General features: G+C 70.4%; 15 protein-coding genes and 1 pseudogene. 6 read left to right on the top strand and 10 right to left on the bottom strand.

The genetic code is table 11. From position 1 onward, the window contains the following. Positions 1-6 precede the first annotated feature (6 nt). The gene (locus OHT76_RS06355; RefSeq protein ID WP_328869762.1) at positions 7-1245 is read right to left on the bottom strand and encodes a MurT ligase domain-containing protein; all 1239 of its coding nucleotides are present in this window, start codon (positions 1243-1245) and stop codon (positions 7-9) included. An 83-nt stretch (positions 1246-1328) separates the two neighbouring features. Here OHT76_RS06355 and def point away from each other — a divergent pair, with 83 nt between their 5' ends. Further along, complete coding sequence (def, locus tag OHT76_RS06350) at positions 1329-1868, top strand: peptide deformylase (protein WP_328869761.1); 540 nt, start codon at positions 1329-1331, stop codon at positions 1866-1868. A gap of 1 nt (position 1869) precedes the next feature. Here def and OHT76_RS06345 read toward each other — a convergent pair whose 3' ends face one another. Continuing rightward, positions 1870-2514: a TetR family transcriptional regulator gene (locus OHT76_RS06345; protein WP_328869760.1), complete on the bottom strand. Its 645-nt coding sequence runs from the start codon at positions 2512-2514 to the stop codon at positions 1870-1872. A 172-nt stretch (positions 2515-2686) separates the two neighbouring features. On the opposite strand from OHT76_RS06345, the gene OHT76_RS06340 reads away from it, so the two are divergent. After that, entirely contained in the window at positions 2687-3913 is a 1227-nt protein-coding gene (locus OHT76_RS06340) for an acyl-CoA dehydrogenase family protein (protein ID WP_328869759.1), read from the top strand. On the opposite strand, the gene OHT76_RS06335 is transcribed toward OHT76_RS06340, so the two are convergent. The 8 genes and pseudogenes from OHT76_RS06335 to OHT76_RS06300 all read right to left on the bottom strand — a co-directional run bounded on the left by OHT76_RS06335 (position 3910) and on the right by OHT76_RS06300 (position 11515). Then, complete coding sequence (locus OHT76_RS06335) at positions 3910-4431, bottom strand: cupin domain-containing protein (protein WP_328869758.1); 522 nt, start codon at positions 4429-4431, stop codon at positions 3910-3912. The genes OHT76_RS06340 and OHT76_RS06335 overlap by 4 nt on opposite strands. Positions 4432-4438: 7 nt before the next feature. Continuing rightward, positions 4439-5653 (bottom strand): cytochrome P450, encoded by a 1215-nt coding sequence (locus OHT76_RS06330; protein WP_328869757.1) that lies wholly within the window; start codon positions 5651-5653, stop codon positions 4439-4441. After that, positions 5650-6726, bottom strand: a pseudogene (locus OHT76_RS06325) (type III polyketide synthase). Before OHT76_RS06325 ends, OHT76_RS06330 begins: the two are co-directional and overlap by 4 nt. 112 nt (positions 6727-6838) lie before the next feature. Then, positions 6839-7075 carry a DUF6213 family protein gene (locus OHT76_RS06320; protein WP_030041549.1) on the bottom strand — a complete coding sequence of 79 codons (237 nt, stop codon included), beginning with the start codon at positions 7073-7075 and terminating at the stop codon, positions 6839-6841. Between the two features lie 25 nt (positions 7076-7100). Further along, on the bottom strand, positions 7101-8495 hold the full coding sequence (locus OHT76_RS06315) for an NADP-dependent succinic semialdehyde dehydrogenase (RefSeq protein WP_328869756.1): 1395 nt from the start codon (positions 8493-8495) through the stop codon (positions 7101-7103). A gap of 69 nt (positions 8496-8564) precedes the next feature. After that, positions 8565-9026 carry an NUDIX domain-containing protein gene (locus OHT76_RS06310; protein WP_328869755.1) on the bottom strand — a complete coding sequence of 154 codons (462 nt, stop codon included), beginning with the start codon at positions 9024-9026 and terminating at the stop codon, positions 8565-8567. Further along, the gene (locus tag OHT76_RS06305) at positions 9023-10561 is read right to left on the bottom strand and encodes an ATP-dependent DNA ligase (RefSeq protein WP_328869754.1); all 1539 of its coding nucleotides are present in this window, start codon (positions 10559-10561) and stop codon (positions 9023-9025) included. The genes OHT76_RS06310 and OHT76_RS06305 overlap by 4 nt, the downstream gene beginning before the upstream one ends. 30 nt (positions 10562-10591) lie before the next feature. Then, on the bottom strand, positions 10592-11515 hold the full coding sequence (locus OHT76_RS06300) for an NAD(P)/FAD-dependent oxidoreductase (protein WP_328869753.1): 924 nt from the start codon (positions 11513-11515) through the stop codon (positions 10592-10594). Positions 11516-11579: 64 nt separating this feature from the next. Between OHT76_RS06300 and OHT76_RS06295 the strand changes: the two genes are divergently transcribed. From OHT76_RS06295 to OHT76_RS06280, 4 genes are all read left to right on the top strand, one after another. Next, positions 11580-12152, top strand: a complete 573-nt coding sequence (locus tag OHT76_RS06295) for a helix-turn-helix domain-containing protein (RefSeq protein WP_328869752.1) — start codon at positions 11580-11582, stop codon at positions 12150-12152. An 87-nt stretch (positions 12153-12239) separates the two neighbouring features. Further along, on the top strand, positions 12240-13205 hold the full coding sequence (locus OHT76_RS06290; RefSeq protein WP_328869751.1) for an NADPH:quinone oxidoreductase family protein: 966 nt from the start codon (positions 12240-12242) through the stop codon (positions 13203-13205). Next, the gene (locus OHT76_RS06285; RefSeq protein ID WP_328869750.1) at positions 13202-14374 is read left to right on the top strand and encodes an acyl-CoA dehydrogenase family protein; all 1173 of its coding nucleotides are present in this window, start codon (positions 13202-13204) and stop codon (positions 14372-14374) included. Before OHT76_RS06290 ends, OHT76_RS06285 begins: the two co-directional genes overlap by 4 nt. Next, positions 14371-15444, top strand: a complete 1074-nt coding sequence (locus tag OHT76_RS06280) for an acyl-CoA dehydrogenase family protein (RefSeq protein WP_328869749.1) — start codon at positions 14371-14373, stop codon at positions 15442-15444. Before OHT76_RS06285 ends, OHT76_RS06280 begins: the two co-directional genes overlap by 4 nt. The last annotated feature ends 96 nt before the right edge of the window (positions 15445-15540 follow it).

Genomic DNA, 15540 nt, shown 5'->3' with positions numbered 1-15540 from the left:
TCGTGCTCAGTTGCCGACCCGGCGGCGCAGGTCCTGGAACGCGGTGTAGTTGGCGATGACCTCGATCCGGCCCGGCGGGCACAGCTGCACGGCCTGGTCGAGGTTCTCGCAGACCTGGAAGTGCTGGTTCGCCACTTCCAGACGCACCGCGAGGTCGAGCTTGCGGTCGCCGATGACACAGATCGGGTGTCCGGTCAGCCGCGTGTAGTCGACGTCCCACAGCCAGGAGGTGTCGGTGCCGTCGGCGCCGCGCGCGTTGACCGAGAGGATCACCGGGGTGGGCGGCGGGTCGATCAGGGAGAACGTTTCGAGCCAGCCGGCCGGGTTCTTCGCGAGCAGCAGGCGCAGATCGCGCTCCTGGAACTGGACGACGTCATAGCGTCCGGCGACGGCCTGCACCTGGTACATGCGTTCCAGGGCGACCTGCGGAGGCACCCCGAACACGGCGGCGACGGCGGCCGAGGAGGCGGCGTTGGCCTTGTTGGCGCGGCCCGGCAGCTGAAGGTGAATCGGCCAGGCGGAGCCGTGCGGATCGAGGACGTGGTCCCCGTTGAGCGCCCAGCTCGGCGTCGGCCGCCGGAAACCGCACTCACCGCAGAACCAGTCGTCGCCCGGCCGCTGCATCACGCCACCGCAGGACGGACAGGACCATGCGTCGTCCTTCCACATCTGCCCGGCGGCGACCCAGATCACATTGGGGGAGGAGGACGCGGCCCACACCACCAGCGGATCGTCGGCGTTGGCGACGATCACGGCCTTCGACCCCGCGAGCCCCTCACGCCAGTTCTCGGCGAGCATCCGGGTCTCGGCGGCGCGGTCGAGCTGGTCGCGGGAGAGGTTCAGCAGCGCGATGCACTTCGGGTCGGTGTCCCGGGCGACGCCGGCGAGGTACTTCTCGTCGACCTCGATCACGCCGTAGCGGGCCTCGGAGCCACCGGCCAGCGCGGAGGTGATACCGGCGGGCATGTTGGCGCCGAGCGCGTTGGAGACGACCGGGCCCGCGGCGCGCAGCGCCTCCGCGATCAGCCGGGTGGTCGTGGTCTTGCCATTGGTCGCCGACACCAGGACCACGTCCAGGTTCTGCGCGAGCCGTGCGAGAAGGTCGGGGTCGAGCTTGAGCGCCACCCGGCCACCGATCACCGAACCGCTGCCGCGCCCAGCGGCGCGCGAAGCCGCCGCGACCGCCTTGCCCGCGGTAACGGCGATCTTGGCCCGCGGAGTGAGCGGGTCCGAGTTGCCTGCCATCAGTCCTCGATCCTCCCAACGTCGTAGGTGGTCAGCCTATCGAGATCCATTCGCACTCCCGAATCGGCCGTAGTCTTGCGCCCATGCGACACGGCTCGATTCCGGGCGCCCAAGGGCGTGTCCGGCCCCTCACCCTGCTCGGCGACCCGGCCCTGCACACCCCCGCGAAGGAGGTCACCGACTTTGGTCCCGAACTGGCCGGGCTCGTCGAGGACATGTTCGCGACGATGTACGCGGCACAGGGCGTGGGCCTCGCGGCGAGCCAAGTGGGCGAGCCCTTGCGGGTGTTCGTCTACGACTGCCCTGACGACGAGGACGTACGGCATCTGGGCCATGTGGTGAACCCGCGGCTGGTGGAGGCCGACGGGGTGGTGATCCGCGGTCCCGAGGGCTGTCTGTCCCTGCCGGGGTTGGAGGCGGGGACGGAACGTTACGACCATGCCGTGGTCGAGGGGTTCACGGTGACGGGGGAGCCGGTGACGGTGCACGGTACGGGTTTCTTCGCGAGGTGTTTGCAGCATGAGTGCGACCACGTGGAGGGGAAGGTGTACGCGGACCGTGTGACGGGTTGGCGGCACAGGAGGCTGATGCGCCAGGTGTCGCGAGCCTCCTGGAGCCGGTGACTCAGAAACCGGGGCCACCCATCTTGTCGCCGGCCGCCGCGAGGCGACCCCACAACAGATCCGCCAGACTCCGCACCAACTCGGCCCGGGAACAAGGTCGTTCCCCGAGCCACCAGTCACCCGCGGCGTGCATCATCCCGACGATCCCGTGCCCCCACACGCGAGCCAACTGCTGACTCCCCGGCCCGAGATCCAGCCGCTCCTCGATGACCTGCGCCAACTCCTCGCCCATCCGCCGCAGCAGAGGAGCCGAGTGCTTGCCGACGTCGAACCCGTGGTCCCCCGTCTGCCCGCCATCGGCCGGATGCATCAGGAACCGGTACACCTGAGGCCGTGCCTCGATCGCGGCCAAATAGGTGTCCAGCGTGGCCTCCACCCGCTCCCGTCTCTCCGCCGGAGCGTCCAGCGCCGCCCGCAGGGAGTCCAGCAACGCGTCCGTGTGCCGCTTGGCCAAGGCGGCGTAAAGTCCGCCCTTGTCACCGAAGTGCCGGTAGAGGATCGGCTTGGTGATGCCGGCCTCCGCCGCGATGGCGTTCATCGAGGCCTGCGGCCCGTCGCGCAGCACCACCCGGTCGGCGGCCTCCAGCAGCTCGCGCCGACGGCGATCCGCGGACCGCTGCTGCTCGGTCCGCTGTGTGGTGTCCATGTGCTCTCCCCACCCGTGCTGTTTCGGTGACGCCTGCGCAAACTAACACTCAACACGCTGCTGACATCGAACGGGCTGCCGACCGGTCATCAGGAGTTGACTTTTCCTACCCGCCGGTAACAGACTGCGGTTACCGCAAGTAACATGCACGTGCGCTGCCGCTGGAGGGGACATGGCCGAGTTCACCATGGAGCTCAACGACGAACAGAAGGAGGTCCGGGACTGGCTGCACGGTTTCGCCGCCGATGTCATCCGACCCGCGGCCGCCGAATGGGACGAGCGTGAGGAGACTCCCTGGCCGGTCATCCAGGAGGCCGCGAAGGTCGGCATCTACTCCCTCGACTTCTACGCCCAGCAGTACTTCGACCCCACCGGCCTCGGTATCCCGATGGCCATGGAGGAGCTGTTCTGGGGCGACGCGGGCATCGCCCTGTCCATCGTCGGCACGGGCCTCGCCGCCGTCGGTGTCCTCGCCAACGGCACCGAGGAGCAGATCGGCACCTGGATTCCCCAGATGTACGGCGACGCCAACGACGTCAAGGTCGCCGCGTTCTGCTCCTCCGAGCCCGACGCCGGTTCCGACGTCGCCTCCATGCGTACGCGTGCCGTGTACGACGAGGCCAAGGACGAGTGGGTGATCAACGGCACGAAGACCTGGGCGACCAACGGCGGTATCGCCAACGTCCATGTCGTCGTCGCGGTCGTCGACCCCGAGCTCGGCTCCAAGGGCCACGCGTCCTTCATCATTCCGCCGAACACGCCGGGCTGTTCCCAGGGCCAGAAGTTCAAGAAGCACGGCATCCGCGCCTCGCACACCGCCGAGGTCGTCCTGGAGAACGTGCGTGTCCCCGGCTCCTGCCTGCTCGGCGGCAAGGAGAAGCTCGACGAGCGTCTGGCGCGTGCCCGGGAGCGGGCCAAGTCCGGGGGCGAGCGGGTGAAGAACGCGGCGATGGCCACGTTCGAGGCGTCACGCCCGGCCGTCGGTGCGATGGCGGTGGGCACTGCTCGGGCCGCGTTCGAGGTGGCCTTGGAGTACGCGACGACCCGTGAGCAGTTCGGCCGCCCGATCATCGACAACCAGGGTGTGGCTTTCCAGCTCGCCGATATGCGTACGTCCATCGACGCGGCGCGGCTGCTGGTGTGGCGGGCGTCCTGGATGGCGATCAACGGCAAGCCGTTCACGGCGGCCGAGGGTTCCATGTCCAAGCTCTTCGCGAGCGAGACGGCCAAGAAGGTCACGGGCCAGGCGATCCAGATCCTGGGCGGTAACGGCTACACCCGGGAGTACCCGGTGGAGCGGATGCACCGGGATGCGGCGATTTATACGATCTTCGAAGGGACGAGCGAGATCCAGCGCCTGGTGATCGCGCGGACGCTCTCGGGCATGCCGATCCGCTAACGATGTCTGAGCGGCGTCAGCTGCTCGATGTCGTACCTCTTACGAAGTTCTTCGATGGCCGCATGGTCCGGCGGGCCCCCGTTGCCCAGGATCTCCAGCAGCTCGTCGAAGTAGCGCTCATGGTCCGGTGGCGGGCTCGCCTGGAAGAACATCTTCGCGGGCTCGTCCGTCGGGTTCGCGAACGCGTGTGGGCAGCCAGGGGGTACGACGATCACCGTGCCCGGTGTCGCTCGTACCACCCGGTTGCCCGAACCGGACTCCCAGCGCTGCCAGTTGTCGGGGGTCCGGATTCTCGGCTCGAAGGCGAGCACGTCCAGCTCGCCTTCGAGTACGTAGAACAACTCCTCGCTGCGGGTGTGCACATGGGCGCCCACGTCGAAGCCGGGGGGCACGATCATCTCGAACGTGGACGCCATGCGGGAGTGCGAGCCGGTGACCTTGAAGGTCACATGCTGGGCCGGGGTCTGGACGACCCGGCCGTGACCCGGTGGCACCAGCAGCCCTTCCGTCGCCGTCATCGGCCGCTCACCACGTCACGGGCAGGGCCTCGGGCCCGCGGATCAACGCGCCCTTCTTGAACGGCACCTTCTCCGGCGGCACGGCCAGCTTCAGCCCGGGCAGCCGGTCCAGCAGCGCGTCGACCAGGAGCTGCGACTCCATGCGGGCCAGCATGCCGCCGGGGCAGTAGTGCGGACCGAAGCCGAAGGACACATGCGGGTTCGGCGAGCGCGAGAAGTCGATCGTCTCGGGGAACGGGAAGACGTCCGGGTCACGGTTGGCGGCCAGGTACGACACGTAGATCGCGTCCCCGGCCCTGATCCGTACGCCTTGGATGCCCACGTCCTCCGTGGCGATCCTCGACAGGCCCACCGCGTTGCGGTGCGGGATGTAGCGCAGCAGCTCGTCGATGGCCTGCGGCCGGATCTCCGGCTCGGCGCGCAGGCGTTCGGCGAGGTCGGGGCGGGTCAGCAGGATGTAGAACATCTGCCCGCTGTTGTTGGTGACCGCCTCGCCGCCGATCTGGAGGAGCACCGCGAGCCCCACGGCCTCCTCCAGCGTCACCTCGCCCCGGCCCACGGCGGCGCCGAGCAGCGAGGTGACGTCCTCGGCGGAGCTGCCTTCCCTGAGCCCGATGAGATCGGCGAAATAGGCGCCCATCTCGTTCTTGGCCTTCTCGCTGACGTCCGCGCCGTGCGCGGAGGACAGGATCAGCTGGGTCCAGGTGTGCATGATGTGGCGGTCCACGGCCGGCACGCCCATCAGCTCGCAGATCACCGCGATGGGGAAGGGCGAGAGGACCGTCGCGGTGAGATCGGCGGGCGGCTCGTCCTGGAGCAGTTCGTCGACCAGCTCGTCCAGCATCCGGCGGGACGTGTCGCGGATGCGCTCCACGCCCTTGGCCGTGAACGCGGCCGCCACCGAGCGGCGCAGCCGCGTGTGGTCCGGCGGATCGAGGAAGCCGACCGCGCCGCGGGCCGGGATGAAGTGCGGGGCGAGCCGGGTGACCGGCCGGTCAATGACCGCCTCGCGGCTGAACCGGGGGTCGTTGGTCACCATGCGTACGTCGTCGTACCGGGTGACCAGCCAGGCCCAGCCCTCGCCGTTGGGCAGCTGGATCCGGGTGATGGGGCCCTCCCGCATCAGCTCGGTCAGCACCGGGTCGAAGCCGACTCCGGTCAGATCGAGCGCCGGCCAGTGCCGGATCGGGGGGAGGATCTCGGTGAGCGTCTCTTCGGTCATGCCGCCTCTTTGTCCATGCGCTGCCAGCGGCCGAGAGCCATCTCGGCGGTAATGCCGGGACCGAACCCGGCGAGCAGCCCGCGCGCCCGGTCCCGGGCCCCGCCCTCGTCGAACAGCCGGCGCAGCGCGTCCAGGACGACGGCGCTCGCGATATTGCCGTACTCGGTGAGCGTGGACCGGCTGAAGCGGAAGGCGTGCGGGTCGACCTGCAGGAACTTGCTGAGGTCGTCGAGTATTCGGGGGCCGCCCGCGTGGACGATGTAGAAGTCCAGGTCGGCGGCGTCCCAGCCGTGCAGCCCCGCGAGGTCCTGGAGCGCCGGGGCGAGCGGCTCCATGGTGGCCGGCACCCGCTTGTCCAGCAGGAAGTGGAAGCCGGTGGCCCGGACGTCGTACATGATGCACTCTTCGGTCTTGGGGATCAGATACGAGCCGTTGCGCTCCAGCACGATGCCCTCGCCGCCCCGGCCGCGCACCACGGCCGCGGCGATCCCGTCGCCGAACAGGCCGTTGGAGAGCAGGGAGCCGACGCCGATGTCGGTGGGCTGGTAGCACAGCGAGCAGAACTCGCAGGCCACGATGAGCGCGTTGGCCTCCGGGTAGGCCGTACAGAAGTCGTGCGCCCGGTTGATCGCCGCGCCGCCTGCCGCACAGCCCAGCTGGGCTATGGGTATCTGGCCGGTGGTTGGCGGGTGGTGGCGTCGAAGTCCATCTCGTTGATCAGCCAGGCCGTGAGCGAGGGCATCATGAAGCCCGTGCACGAGACGTAGATGATCACGTCGATGTCGCTGGTGAGCAGTTCCGCGTCGTCGAGCGCCCGCTGGACGACGGAGGGGACCCGGGCTTTCGCCTCGGACACATAGATCTTGTTGCGCTCCTCGAAGCCGGGATGCTTCAGCGTCTCCTCGATGGGCTGCACGATGTGCCGGGTGCGTACACCCGTGTTCTCGATCAGCCGGAGCGCCAGCGGCAGTTGGGGGTGGTCGGGCGTGGCGGGAGCGCGCCAGCTCCAGCGTCTCCTCCATCGTGATCAAGTGCTCTGGAACGGACACCGAGGGTCTGCACAAAGTCGCCATGAACCGTGCCTGCTTTCGCCTCAGAGGGTGGTCCAGTCCACGATCACCCGAGAGAGCGACGACTTCGCGCGGGGATACTCCGAACGCGCGACGCCTGCACGTACCTCAAGCCCTACGGCGTACTGCCACTGCTGTGCGCAATGCACGCCACATCGATACGATCGGCCAGCTTGGCCAGCTCGATCGTCAGCGCGGCCACGGTGTCCTCGTCGAGCCCGTCCTCCCCGGCCTCGACAAGATGCAGCCACCGCCCACCCACGGTTCGCAACAACTTGCTCACATCGGCGGCAGCCACCTGCAAGGTCCCGCGGTCGTCGACGATCAGAGGCAGAGTCACTTCGCGGTTCACAAACGGGATGGTAGCCGCGCAGCGGTCACGCCCCGTGCCAAACCGTCGTGATGTTGCAGAACTCGCGGATTCCGTGCCCGGACAGCTCACGCCCGTACCCGGACCGCTTGGCCCCGCCGAACGGGAACGCCGGATGGGAGGCGGTCATCCCGTTCACGTACACGCTGCCGGCCTCCAGGTCCCGTACGAACCGGTCGACCTCGGCCTCGTCGCGCGTCCACACATTCGAACTCAGCCCGAACGGTGAGTCGTTGGCGATGAGCACGGCCTCGTCGAGGTCGCCCGCGCGGTACAGCGTGGCGACAGGACCGAACGCCTCCTCGCGGTGGATGCGCATCTCGCGGGTGATGTCGGCGAGCACGGTCGGCGGGTAGTACCAGCCGGGCAGCTCGGGCCGGCGCAGCCGGTGGCCGCCGCACAGCGCCGTGGCGCCACTGCGCGTGGCGTCGTCGACCAGCTCCTCCACATCGGACCGCCCCTGCTCGGTCGAGAGCGGCCCGACCTCGGTCTCCTCGTCCATCGGATCGCCGACCTTCAACGCCTTCATACCGGCCACGAACCGTTCGGCGAAGGCGTCGTAGACCTCGGTGTGCACGATGAACCGCTTGGCGGCGATGCACGACTGCCCGTTGTTCTGCACCCGGGCGGTGACCGCGACCGCGGCGGCCCGGTCGAGGTCGGCCGAGGGCATGACGACGTACGGGTCGCTGCCGCCCAGCTCCAGCACCGTCTTCTTCACCATGTCCCCGCAGACCGAGGCGACCGCCCGGCCCGCGGGCTCGCTGCCGGTGAGCGTGGCCGCCTTGACGCGCTCGTCGCGCAGGATCTCCTCGACCGCGCCGGCGCCGATCAGCAGCGTCTGGAACGTGCCCTCCGGGAAGCCCGCCCGGTGGAACAGGTCCTCCAGATACAGCGCGGTCTGCGGCACGTTGGAGGCGTGCTTGAGCAGGCCGACGTTGCCCGCCATCAGCGCGGGCGCGGCGAAGCGCACCACCTGCCACAGCGGGAAGTTCCACGGCATCACCGCGAGCACCGGGCCGAGCGGCCGGTAGCGGACGCGGACCCGGGAGGCGCCGGAGTCCTGAACGTCGGAGTCGTCGGGTTCCTCGTCGGCGAGGAGTGCCTCGGCGTGTCCGGCGTACCAGCGCATCGCCTTGGCGCACTTGGCGGCCTCGGCGCGGGCCTGCTTGATCGGCTTGCCCATCTCGGTGGTCATCACCCGGGCGATGTCCCGCTGGTCCTCGTCCAGGAGGTCCGCGGCCCGGTTCAGCAGGCGTGCCCGCTCGTCGAACGCCGTCGTCCGGTACGTGCGGAACGTGGCCTCGGCGAGCTGGAGGCGGCGCTCGGTCTCCTCGGCGCCCATGGCCTCGTACGTCTTGAGTGTCTCGCCGTTCGCCGGGTTCACCGTTGCGATGGGCATGACTGACCTCCCGGGGAGCTGATGTGCTTCGACCTTCCCGCGCGTCGCCGGTGGCCGCAACGCGGCGGTTCAGCCCGAGTGCTCCGCCAGCCGGTCCAGAAACGCGCCCTGCGCCTTGACGATCACCTCCCGCGCGCGGTCCAGGGGGAACCATGCCACCCGGTCGAGCTCCGGGAACTCCTCGGTCAGCCCGGACTTCGGCGGCCACTCCATCAGGAAGGTGCCGGGGGTGACGGTCGCCGGATCAAGATCGGCCTCGATCGCCCACACGGTGACCAGCTTGCCGTTCGACTGGCGGGCCTCGCCGAGCGGTACGGCGTCGCCGTCGGGCGGCGGCAGTCCGAGCTCCTCCTGGAACTCGCGCCGGGCCGCCTCCCAGGCGGTCTCCGACTCCGGTTCGTACTCGCCCTTCGGTACGCCCCACGCCCCCGCGTCGCGGCGCGCGAAGAACGGGCCGCCCATGTGGCCGAGGAGCACCTCGACGCCCTGGCCGGTCCGGCGGAACAGCAGCAGGCCCGCGCTGTACTTCACGGCTTCACCTCGGGATGGGCCGCCAGCAGGGTCTCCACGGTGTCCGCCTCCTCGGGGCGCTTGTCCTCCCGGTAGCGGACCACGCGAGCGAAGCGCAGGGTGACGTCGGCCGGGTAGCGGGTGGACTTCTGCAGGCCGTCGTAGGCGATCTCGACGACGAGTTCGGGACGTACGGTGACGACGTAGCCGCTCTCCTCGACCGCCAGCTCCTTCAGACGCTGCGTCTGCCAGGTCAGCATCGCGTCGGTCATGCCCTTGAAGGTCTTGCCGAGCATGGCGAAGGAGCCGTCGGCGGTGCGGGCACCGAGGTGGAGGTTGGAGAGCTTGCCGGTGCGTCGTCCGTGGCCCCATTCGGCGGCCAGGACGACCAGGTCGAGGGTGTGCACCGGCTTGACCTTCAGCCAGGAGGCGCCACGGCGGCCCGCGCTGTAGGCGGCGTCGAGGGCCTTCACCACCACGCCCTCATGGCCGCGCTCCAGGGTCTCGGCCAGGAAGTCCTCGGCCTGCCGGACGTCCTCCGGCCCGGCGACCAGGGTGCGCCGGACCCGCATCGGTTCCGGGACGAGCCGGGACAGTTCCCCGTGGCGGTCGGCGAAGGGGAGGTCGAGCAGATCGCGGTCGTCGACCGAGAGCGCGTCGAAGAAGACGGGGGAGACGGGGACCGCGCGCGCCGCCGTCACCACGTCCACCCGTGAGCCGACGCGGCCCGCCGTCTCCTGGAAGGAGCGGGGCCGCCCCGCCTCGTCGAAGGCGATGACCTCGCCGTCCAGAATGAACCGCTCGCCCCTCAACTCCAGTGCCGCGGAGGTCAGTTCGGGCAGTCGGTCGGTGATGTCGTCGAGGGTGCGGGTGTAGACCCGTACGACCTCGCCGTCCCGGTGGAGCTGGACGCGGATGCCGTCCAGCTTCTCCTCCACCACGCAGGCGCCGAGCTTCTCGACCGCCTCGGACACCGAGGACGCGCTGTGCGCCAGCATCGGCAGGACCGGGCGGCCGACGGTGAGCCGGAACCGGTCGAGGGCGCCGGGGCCGTCGGCGAGCAGGGCCTCGGCCACGGTCTGGAGCGACCCGGCCAGCATCACCGCCCGCCGTACGTCGACGGCGGGCGCGCGGGTAGCCTCCGCGAGCCCCTCCACGGCCACCGCGTCCAGGGCGCCCTGCCTTACCTCACCGGTGATCAGCCCGAACAGAAACCGCTGCTCGTCCGCCGTGGCGACGCCCATCAACTCGGCCACCAGCCGGGCCCGTTCGGCCTGCGATCCGGCCCCCGACACCTTGCCGAGCTCGGTGAGCAGGGCATCGACCCCGGCCACTGTCAGGGTCGGTTCGGCGGCCGGCGCGACCGGCCGGCTCAGCACCTTCCAGCCGACGCCGAGCCGCCCCTGCGGCAACCGTCCGGCCAGATACGGGATGACGATCGGCACATCCGCGGCCTCGGCGTCCCGGAACAGCTCCGCCAGCAGAGCGACCTTCCGGGACCGCGCCGAGGTCGCGGCCACCTCCTGGGACACACGGGCCAGCCGGGTCAACAGCATGCAGCCCATGGTGCACCCGGGGCGGCGGGTCTACACCCGGACGGCCGCATCAAGGTCGGACATGAGCAGCTCCCCATTGATCGTGGCCCCGGCCCGGTATCCACCGGCCGCCGCATTCACGACCTGCTCCCCGAACCCCATCGCATTGCCCGCCGCCCACACGCCGGGCACGCTCGTCAGACCAGTCGGATCGACCACCGGATACGCACCGAACGGCGTCTCGTTCAGGTCAGCACCCAGCCGCTCAAGCAGGTCCGTCTGCGGAACGGCCCAGGGCGCCACGAACAGCACCTCACGCGCGTGCGAAGAGCCGTCCGCCAGGCGTACGCCCGTGAGCCGGTCGTCCTCCACCAGCACCTCGGCGACCGCGCCGGGGACCACCTTCACCCCCGCCGCGGCCAGCCGGCGCACGTCGTCGTCCGACAGCTCGCTCTCGTCGACCTCGTGCAGGAAGAGCGTCACGTCCTTGGACCACTGGGAGACCATGAGCGCCTGGTGGACACTCAGCGGGCTCGTCGCGAGCACCCCGAAGGCCTGGTCGCGGACCTCCCAGCCATGGCAGTACGGGCAGTGCAGCGCATCCCGTCCGAAACGCTCGGCGAGCCCCGGCACCTGCGGCAGCTCGTCCTTGAGGCCGGTGGCGACGACCAGGCGGCGGGCCTGCACGGTGCGGCCGCTCTCCAGAGTCACCGTGAAGCCCTCGGTGACATCCACCGCCCGGTCCCGGACCAGCTCCACGCCGTACCGGGCGATCTCCTCGCGCCCGATCGCCAGGAACTCGGCGGGCGACATGCCGTCCCGCGACAGATAGCCCTGCATATGGGCGGAGGGCGCATTGCGCGGCTCACCCGCGTCGACGACCAGGGTGCGACGCCGGGCACGGCCCAGAACCAGAGCCGCGGACAGGCCCGCCGCGCCGCCGCCGATCACGATCACTTCGTATGTCTCGGTCATACCGACACGGTTGCTCCGCAGCCGCGGGATTGACAAACAACTTTGCCGAAACTGCAATACGAGTATGAGTACCGAAGAAGTCCTGGCAGGCGTGGGCCCGCGGCTGAAGCAGATGCGCAAGGAGCGGGAGGTGACCCTTGCAGCGCTGTCCGAGGCCACCGGGATCTCGGTGAGCACGCTCTCCCGGCTGGAGTCCGGGCTGCGCAAGCCCAGCCTGGAGCTGCTGCTGCCGATCGCGCAGGCCCATCAGGTGCCGTTGGACGAACTGGTCGGGACACCGCCGGTGGGGGACCCGCGGGTACGGAGCAAGCCGCTCGTACAACACGGGCGTACCTACTGGCCGCTCACCCGGCAGCCCGGCGGTCTCCAGGCCTTCAAGGTGCTGGTGCCGCAGCGCGAGGAGCAGCCCGAACCGCGCACCCATGAGGGCTATGAGTGGTTGTACGTGTTGTCCGGGCGGCTGCGGGTCGTGCTGGGCGAGCACGATGTGGTGATGGCCGCCGGGGAGGCGGCCGAGTTCGACACCCGGGTGCCGCACTGGTTCGGCTCGACGGGGGAGGGGCCCGCGGAGTTCCTGAGTCTGTTCGGGCCGCAGGGGGAGCGGATGCACGTACGCGCGAAGCCCCGGCAGGCGTGACCCACGCGACTGTTCCCTGATCGGCAAGCGACCGCTTAGTATGCGAACCGACCCCGGTCAGACGACGCAGTCCCGTGGAGGCTCCGCATGCAGGCATGGCAAGTGCACGAGAACGGCGAGCCGAGCGAGGTGATGCGGCTGGCGGACGTCGAGCGGCCCACGCCCGGTGCCGGCCAGGTCCTGCTGAAGGTGCGCGCCGCCAACATCAACTTCCCGGACGTGCTGATGTGCCGCGGCCACTACCAGGTCCGGCCGCCGCTGCCGTTCACCCCGGGCGTGGAGATCTGCGGCGAGACCGAGGACGGCCGCCGCGTCCTCGCCAACCCCGCGCTGCCGCACGGCGGCTTCGCCGAGTACACCGTCGCGGACGCCGCCGCCCTGCTGCCCGCGCCCGACTCGCTGGACGACGCCGAGGCGGCCGCCCTGCACATCGGCTACCAGACCGGCTGGTTCGGTCTGCACCGCCGGGCCGGGCTCGAAGCCGGGGAGACGCTGCTCGTGCACGCCGCCGCGGGCGGGGTCGGCAGCGCGGCCGTGCAACTAGGGAAGGCGACCGGAGCGACGGTCATCGGTGTCGTGGGCGGTGCCGACAAGGCCGCCGTGGCAAGGGACTTGGGCTGCGATGTCGTCATCGACCGACGCGCCGAGGACGTCATCGCCGCCGTGAAGGAGGCCACCGGCGGCCGGGGCGCCGATGTGATCTACGACCCCGTCGGCGGCGAGGCGTACACCCAGTCAACCAAGGTCGTCGCCTTCGAGGGCCGGATCGTGGTCGTGGGCTTCGCCAGCGGCACGATCCCCAGCCCGGGGCTCAACCACGCGCTGGTGAAGAACTACTCGATCCTCGGCCTGCACTGGGGCCTGTACAACACCAAGAACCCCAAGCTGGTCCAGCACTGCCACGAGCAGCTCACCGAACTGGCCGCCCGGGGTGCGATCAAGCCACTGGTGAGCCAGCGCGTGCCCCTCGGCGAGGCCGCGGCCGCCGTGCAGCGCGTCGGCGACGGTGTCACCACCGGCCGGGTCGCCGTGGTGATGGAGGGAGCAGCATGACCGACGTCCGCCGTCTGACCCAGGACTTCCTGGCCGCACATCCGCCGGCCACCACCGACCGCCTGGACTTCCTCAGGGCCCGCTTCGACGCGGGACTCGCCTGGGTGCACTACCCGGAGGGCCTCGGCGGCCTGGGCGCCCCGCGCTCCCTCCAGGCCGTCGTGGACGCCGAGCTGGAGGCGGCCGGCGCCCCCGACAACGACCCCCGCCGGATCGGCATCGGCCTCGGCATGGCCGCACCGACGATCCTCAAGTACGGCACCGAGGAGCAGACGCAGCGCTACCTCCGGCCGCTGTGGACCGGCGAGGAGGTCTGGTGCCAGCTCTTCAGCGAGCCCGGCGCCGGATCCGACCTGGCCGCGCTCGGCACCCGGGCCGTACGGGAAGGCGACGACTGGGTCGTCAACGGGCAGAAGGTGTGGACCTCCAGCGCCCATCTCGCCCGCTGGGCCATCCTCATCGCCCGCACCGACCCGGACGTGCCCAAGCACGCGGGCATCACCTACTTCCTCTGCGACATGACCGACCCGGGCGTCGAGGTACGGCCGCTGCGCCAGATCACCGGCGAAGCCGAGTTCAACGAGGTCTTCCTCACCGACGTCCGCATCCCCGACTCCCGCCGCCTCGGCGCGGTCGGCGACGGCTGGCGGGTCGCGCAGACCACGCTGAACAATGAGCGCGTCGCCATCGGCGGTATGCGGCTGCCCCGCGAGGGCGGCATGATCGGCCCGGTCTCGAAGACCTGGCGCGAGCGGCCCGAGCTGCGCACCCATGAACTCCACCAGCGCCTGCTGAAGTTGTGGGTCGACGCCGAGGTCGCCCGCCTTACCGGCGAACGCCTGCGCCAGCAGCTCGTCCACGGCCAGCCCGGACCCGAGGGCGCAGGTATGAAGCTCGGCTTCGCCCGCCTCAACCAGGAGATCAGCGGCCTGGAGGTCGAACTCCTCGGCGAGGAGGGCCTGTTGTACGAGGACTGGACCATGCGCCGCCCCGAGCTGGTGGACTTCACCGGCCGTGACGCCGGCTACCGCTACCTCCGCTCCAAGGGCAACAGCATCGAGGGCGGGACCAGCGAGGTCCTGCTGAACATCGTCGCCGAGCGCGTCCTGGGCCTGCCCAGCGAGCCGCGCACCGACAAGGACGTCGCCTGGAAGGACCTCGCCCGATGACCGATCTTCTCTACTCGGAGGAGGAAGAGGCCCTCCGCGCCGCCGTCCGGGACCTGCTCGCCGACCACTGCGACGCGCCCGGCGTCATCGCGCGCACCGAGTCCGACACCCCGCACGACCTCGAGGCCTGGAAGGCGCTCGCCGACGGCATGGGCCTCGCAGGTCTCCTGGTGCCCGAGGAACACGGCGGCCAGGGCGCCACGCACCGTGAAGCAGCCGTGGTCCTGGAGGAGTTGGGGCGCGCCGTCGCCCCCGTGCCCTACCTCACCAGCGCCGTCGTCGCCACCGAGGCGCTGCTGGCCTGCGACGCCTTCGACCTCCTGGCCGACCTCGCCTCCGGCCGGCGCATCGGCGCCCTCGCCGTCGCCCTGAACGTCGCGACAGGCGGCGCCTACAAGGTCGTACGACATGAAGACGGCGCTCTGCACGGGGAGTTGACCGGCATCGCGGACGCCGCCGTCGCCGATGTGCTGCTCGTGCCCGCGGACGACGGTGGGCTGTACGCCGTGGACGCCGACGCCGTGACCGTCACCCCGCAGGTGTCCCTGGACCTGACCCGGCCCGTCGCGACCGTGACCCTGAACGGCGCCTCCGGCCGTCTCCTCGGTGACGCCGAACCCGCCGTGCGCCGGGCCCTGCGCGCCGGTGCCGGGCTGCTCGCCTCCGAGCAACTCGGGCTCGCCGACTGGACGTTGACCGAGACCGTCCGGTACCTGAAGGAGCGCAAGCAGTTCAACCGGCCCGTCGGCGGCTTCCAGGCGCTCAAGCACCGGCTCGCCCAGCTGTGGCTGGAGGTCGTCAACCTGCGTGCCGCCGCCCGCAATGCGGCGGACGCCCTCGCCACCGGCAAGGACACGGCCGTCGCGGTCGCCGTCGCCCAGGCGTACGCGGCGCCGGTTGCCGTCCATGCCGCCGAGGAGGCGCTGCAACTGCACGGCGGTATCGGGATGACCTGGGAGCACCCGGTCCATCTGTATCTGAAGCGGGCCAAGACGGACTCCATCGCGTACGGCACGGCGGGCGCCCACCGGGCGGCGCTGGCCGAACTGGTCGACCTCCAGGCGCCCTGACGTAGACCGAAGTTCACCGGGGAAAGCCCGCCCTGCCTGGGGCGGGCTTTTTCGTGCGGCGGGGCGGAAGGAGTGAACGGGCAGAGGCAGTCCGGC

The organism is Streptomyces sp. NBC_00287 (assembly GCF_036173105.1).
GTDB lineage: Bacteria > Actinomycetota > Actinomycetes > Streptomycetales > Streptomycetaceae > Streptomyces.
Note: the sequence above shows the minus strand (reverse complement) of the source record. Positions and strands in the feature narration are given on the sequence as shown.

What these genes read in the sequence shown, in the direction of transcription:
- OHT76_RS06355 (WP_328869762.1), bottom strand. Translation starts at nt 1,245, where the DNA reads ATGGCAGGCAACTCGGACCCGCTCACTCCGCGGGCCAAGATCGCCGTT.
- def (WP_328869761.1), top strand. Translation starts at nt 1,329, where the DNA reads ATGCGACACGGCTCGATTCCGGGCGCCCAAGGGCGTGTCCGGCCCCTC.
- OHT76_RS06345 (WP_328869760.1), bottom strand. Translation starts at nt 2,514, where the DNA reads ATGGACACCACACAGCGGACCGAGCAGCAGCGGTCCGCGGATCGCCGT.
- OHT76_RS06340 (WP_328869759.1), top strand. Translation starts at nt 2,687, where the DNA reads ATGGCCGAGTTCACCATGGAGCTCAACGACGAACAGAAGGAGGTCCGG.
- OHT76_RS06335 (WP_328869758.1), bottom strand. Translation starts at nt 4,431, where the DNA reads ATGACGGCGACGGAAGGGCTGCTGGTGCCACCGGGTCACGGCCGGGTC.
- OHT76_RS06330 (WP_328869757.1), bottom strand. Translation starts at nt 5,653, where the DNA reads ATGACCGAAGAGACGCTCACCGAGATCCTCCCCCCGATCCGGCACTGG.
- OHT76_RS06315 (WP_328869756.1), bottom strand. Translation starts at nt 8,495, where the DNA reads ATGCCCATCGCAACGGTGAACCCGGCGAACGGCGAGACACTCAAGACG.
- OHT76_RS06305 (WP_328869754.1), bottom strand. Translation starts at nt 10,561, where the DNA reads ATGCTGTTGACCCGGCTGGCCCGTGTGTCCCAGGAGGTGGCCGCGACC.
- OHT76_RS06300 (WP_328869753.1), bottom strand. Translation starts at nt 11,515, where the DNA reads ATGACCGAGACATACGAAGTGATCGTGATCGGCGGCGGCGCGGCGGGC.
- OHT76_RS06295 (WP_328869752.1), top strand. Translation starts at nt 11,580, where the DNA reads ATGAGTACCGAAGAAGTCCTGGCAGGCGTGGGCCCGCGGCTGAAGCAG.
- OHT76_RS06290 (WP_328869751.1), top strand. Translation starts at nt 12,240, where the DNA reads ATGCAGGCATGGCAAGTGCACGAGAACGGCGAGCCGAGCGAGGTGATG.
- OHT76_RS06285 (WP_328869750.1), top strand. Translation starts at nt 13,202, where the DNA reads ATGACCGACGTCCGCCGTCTGACCCAGGACTTCCTGGCCGCACATCCG.
- OHT76_RS06280 (WP_328869749.1), top strand. Translation starts at nt 14,371, where the DNA reads ATGACCGATCTTCTCTACTCGGAGGAGGAAGAGGCCCTCCGCGCCGCC.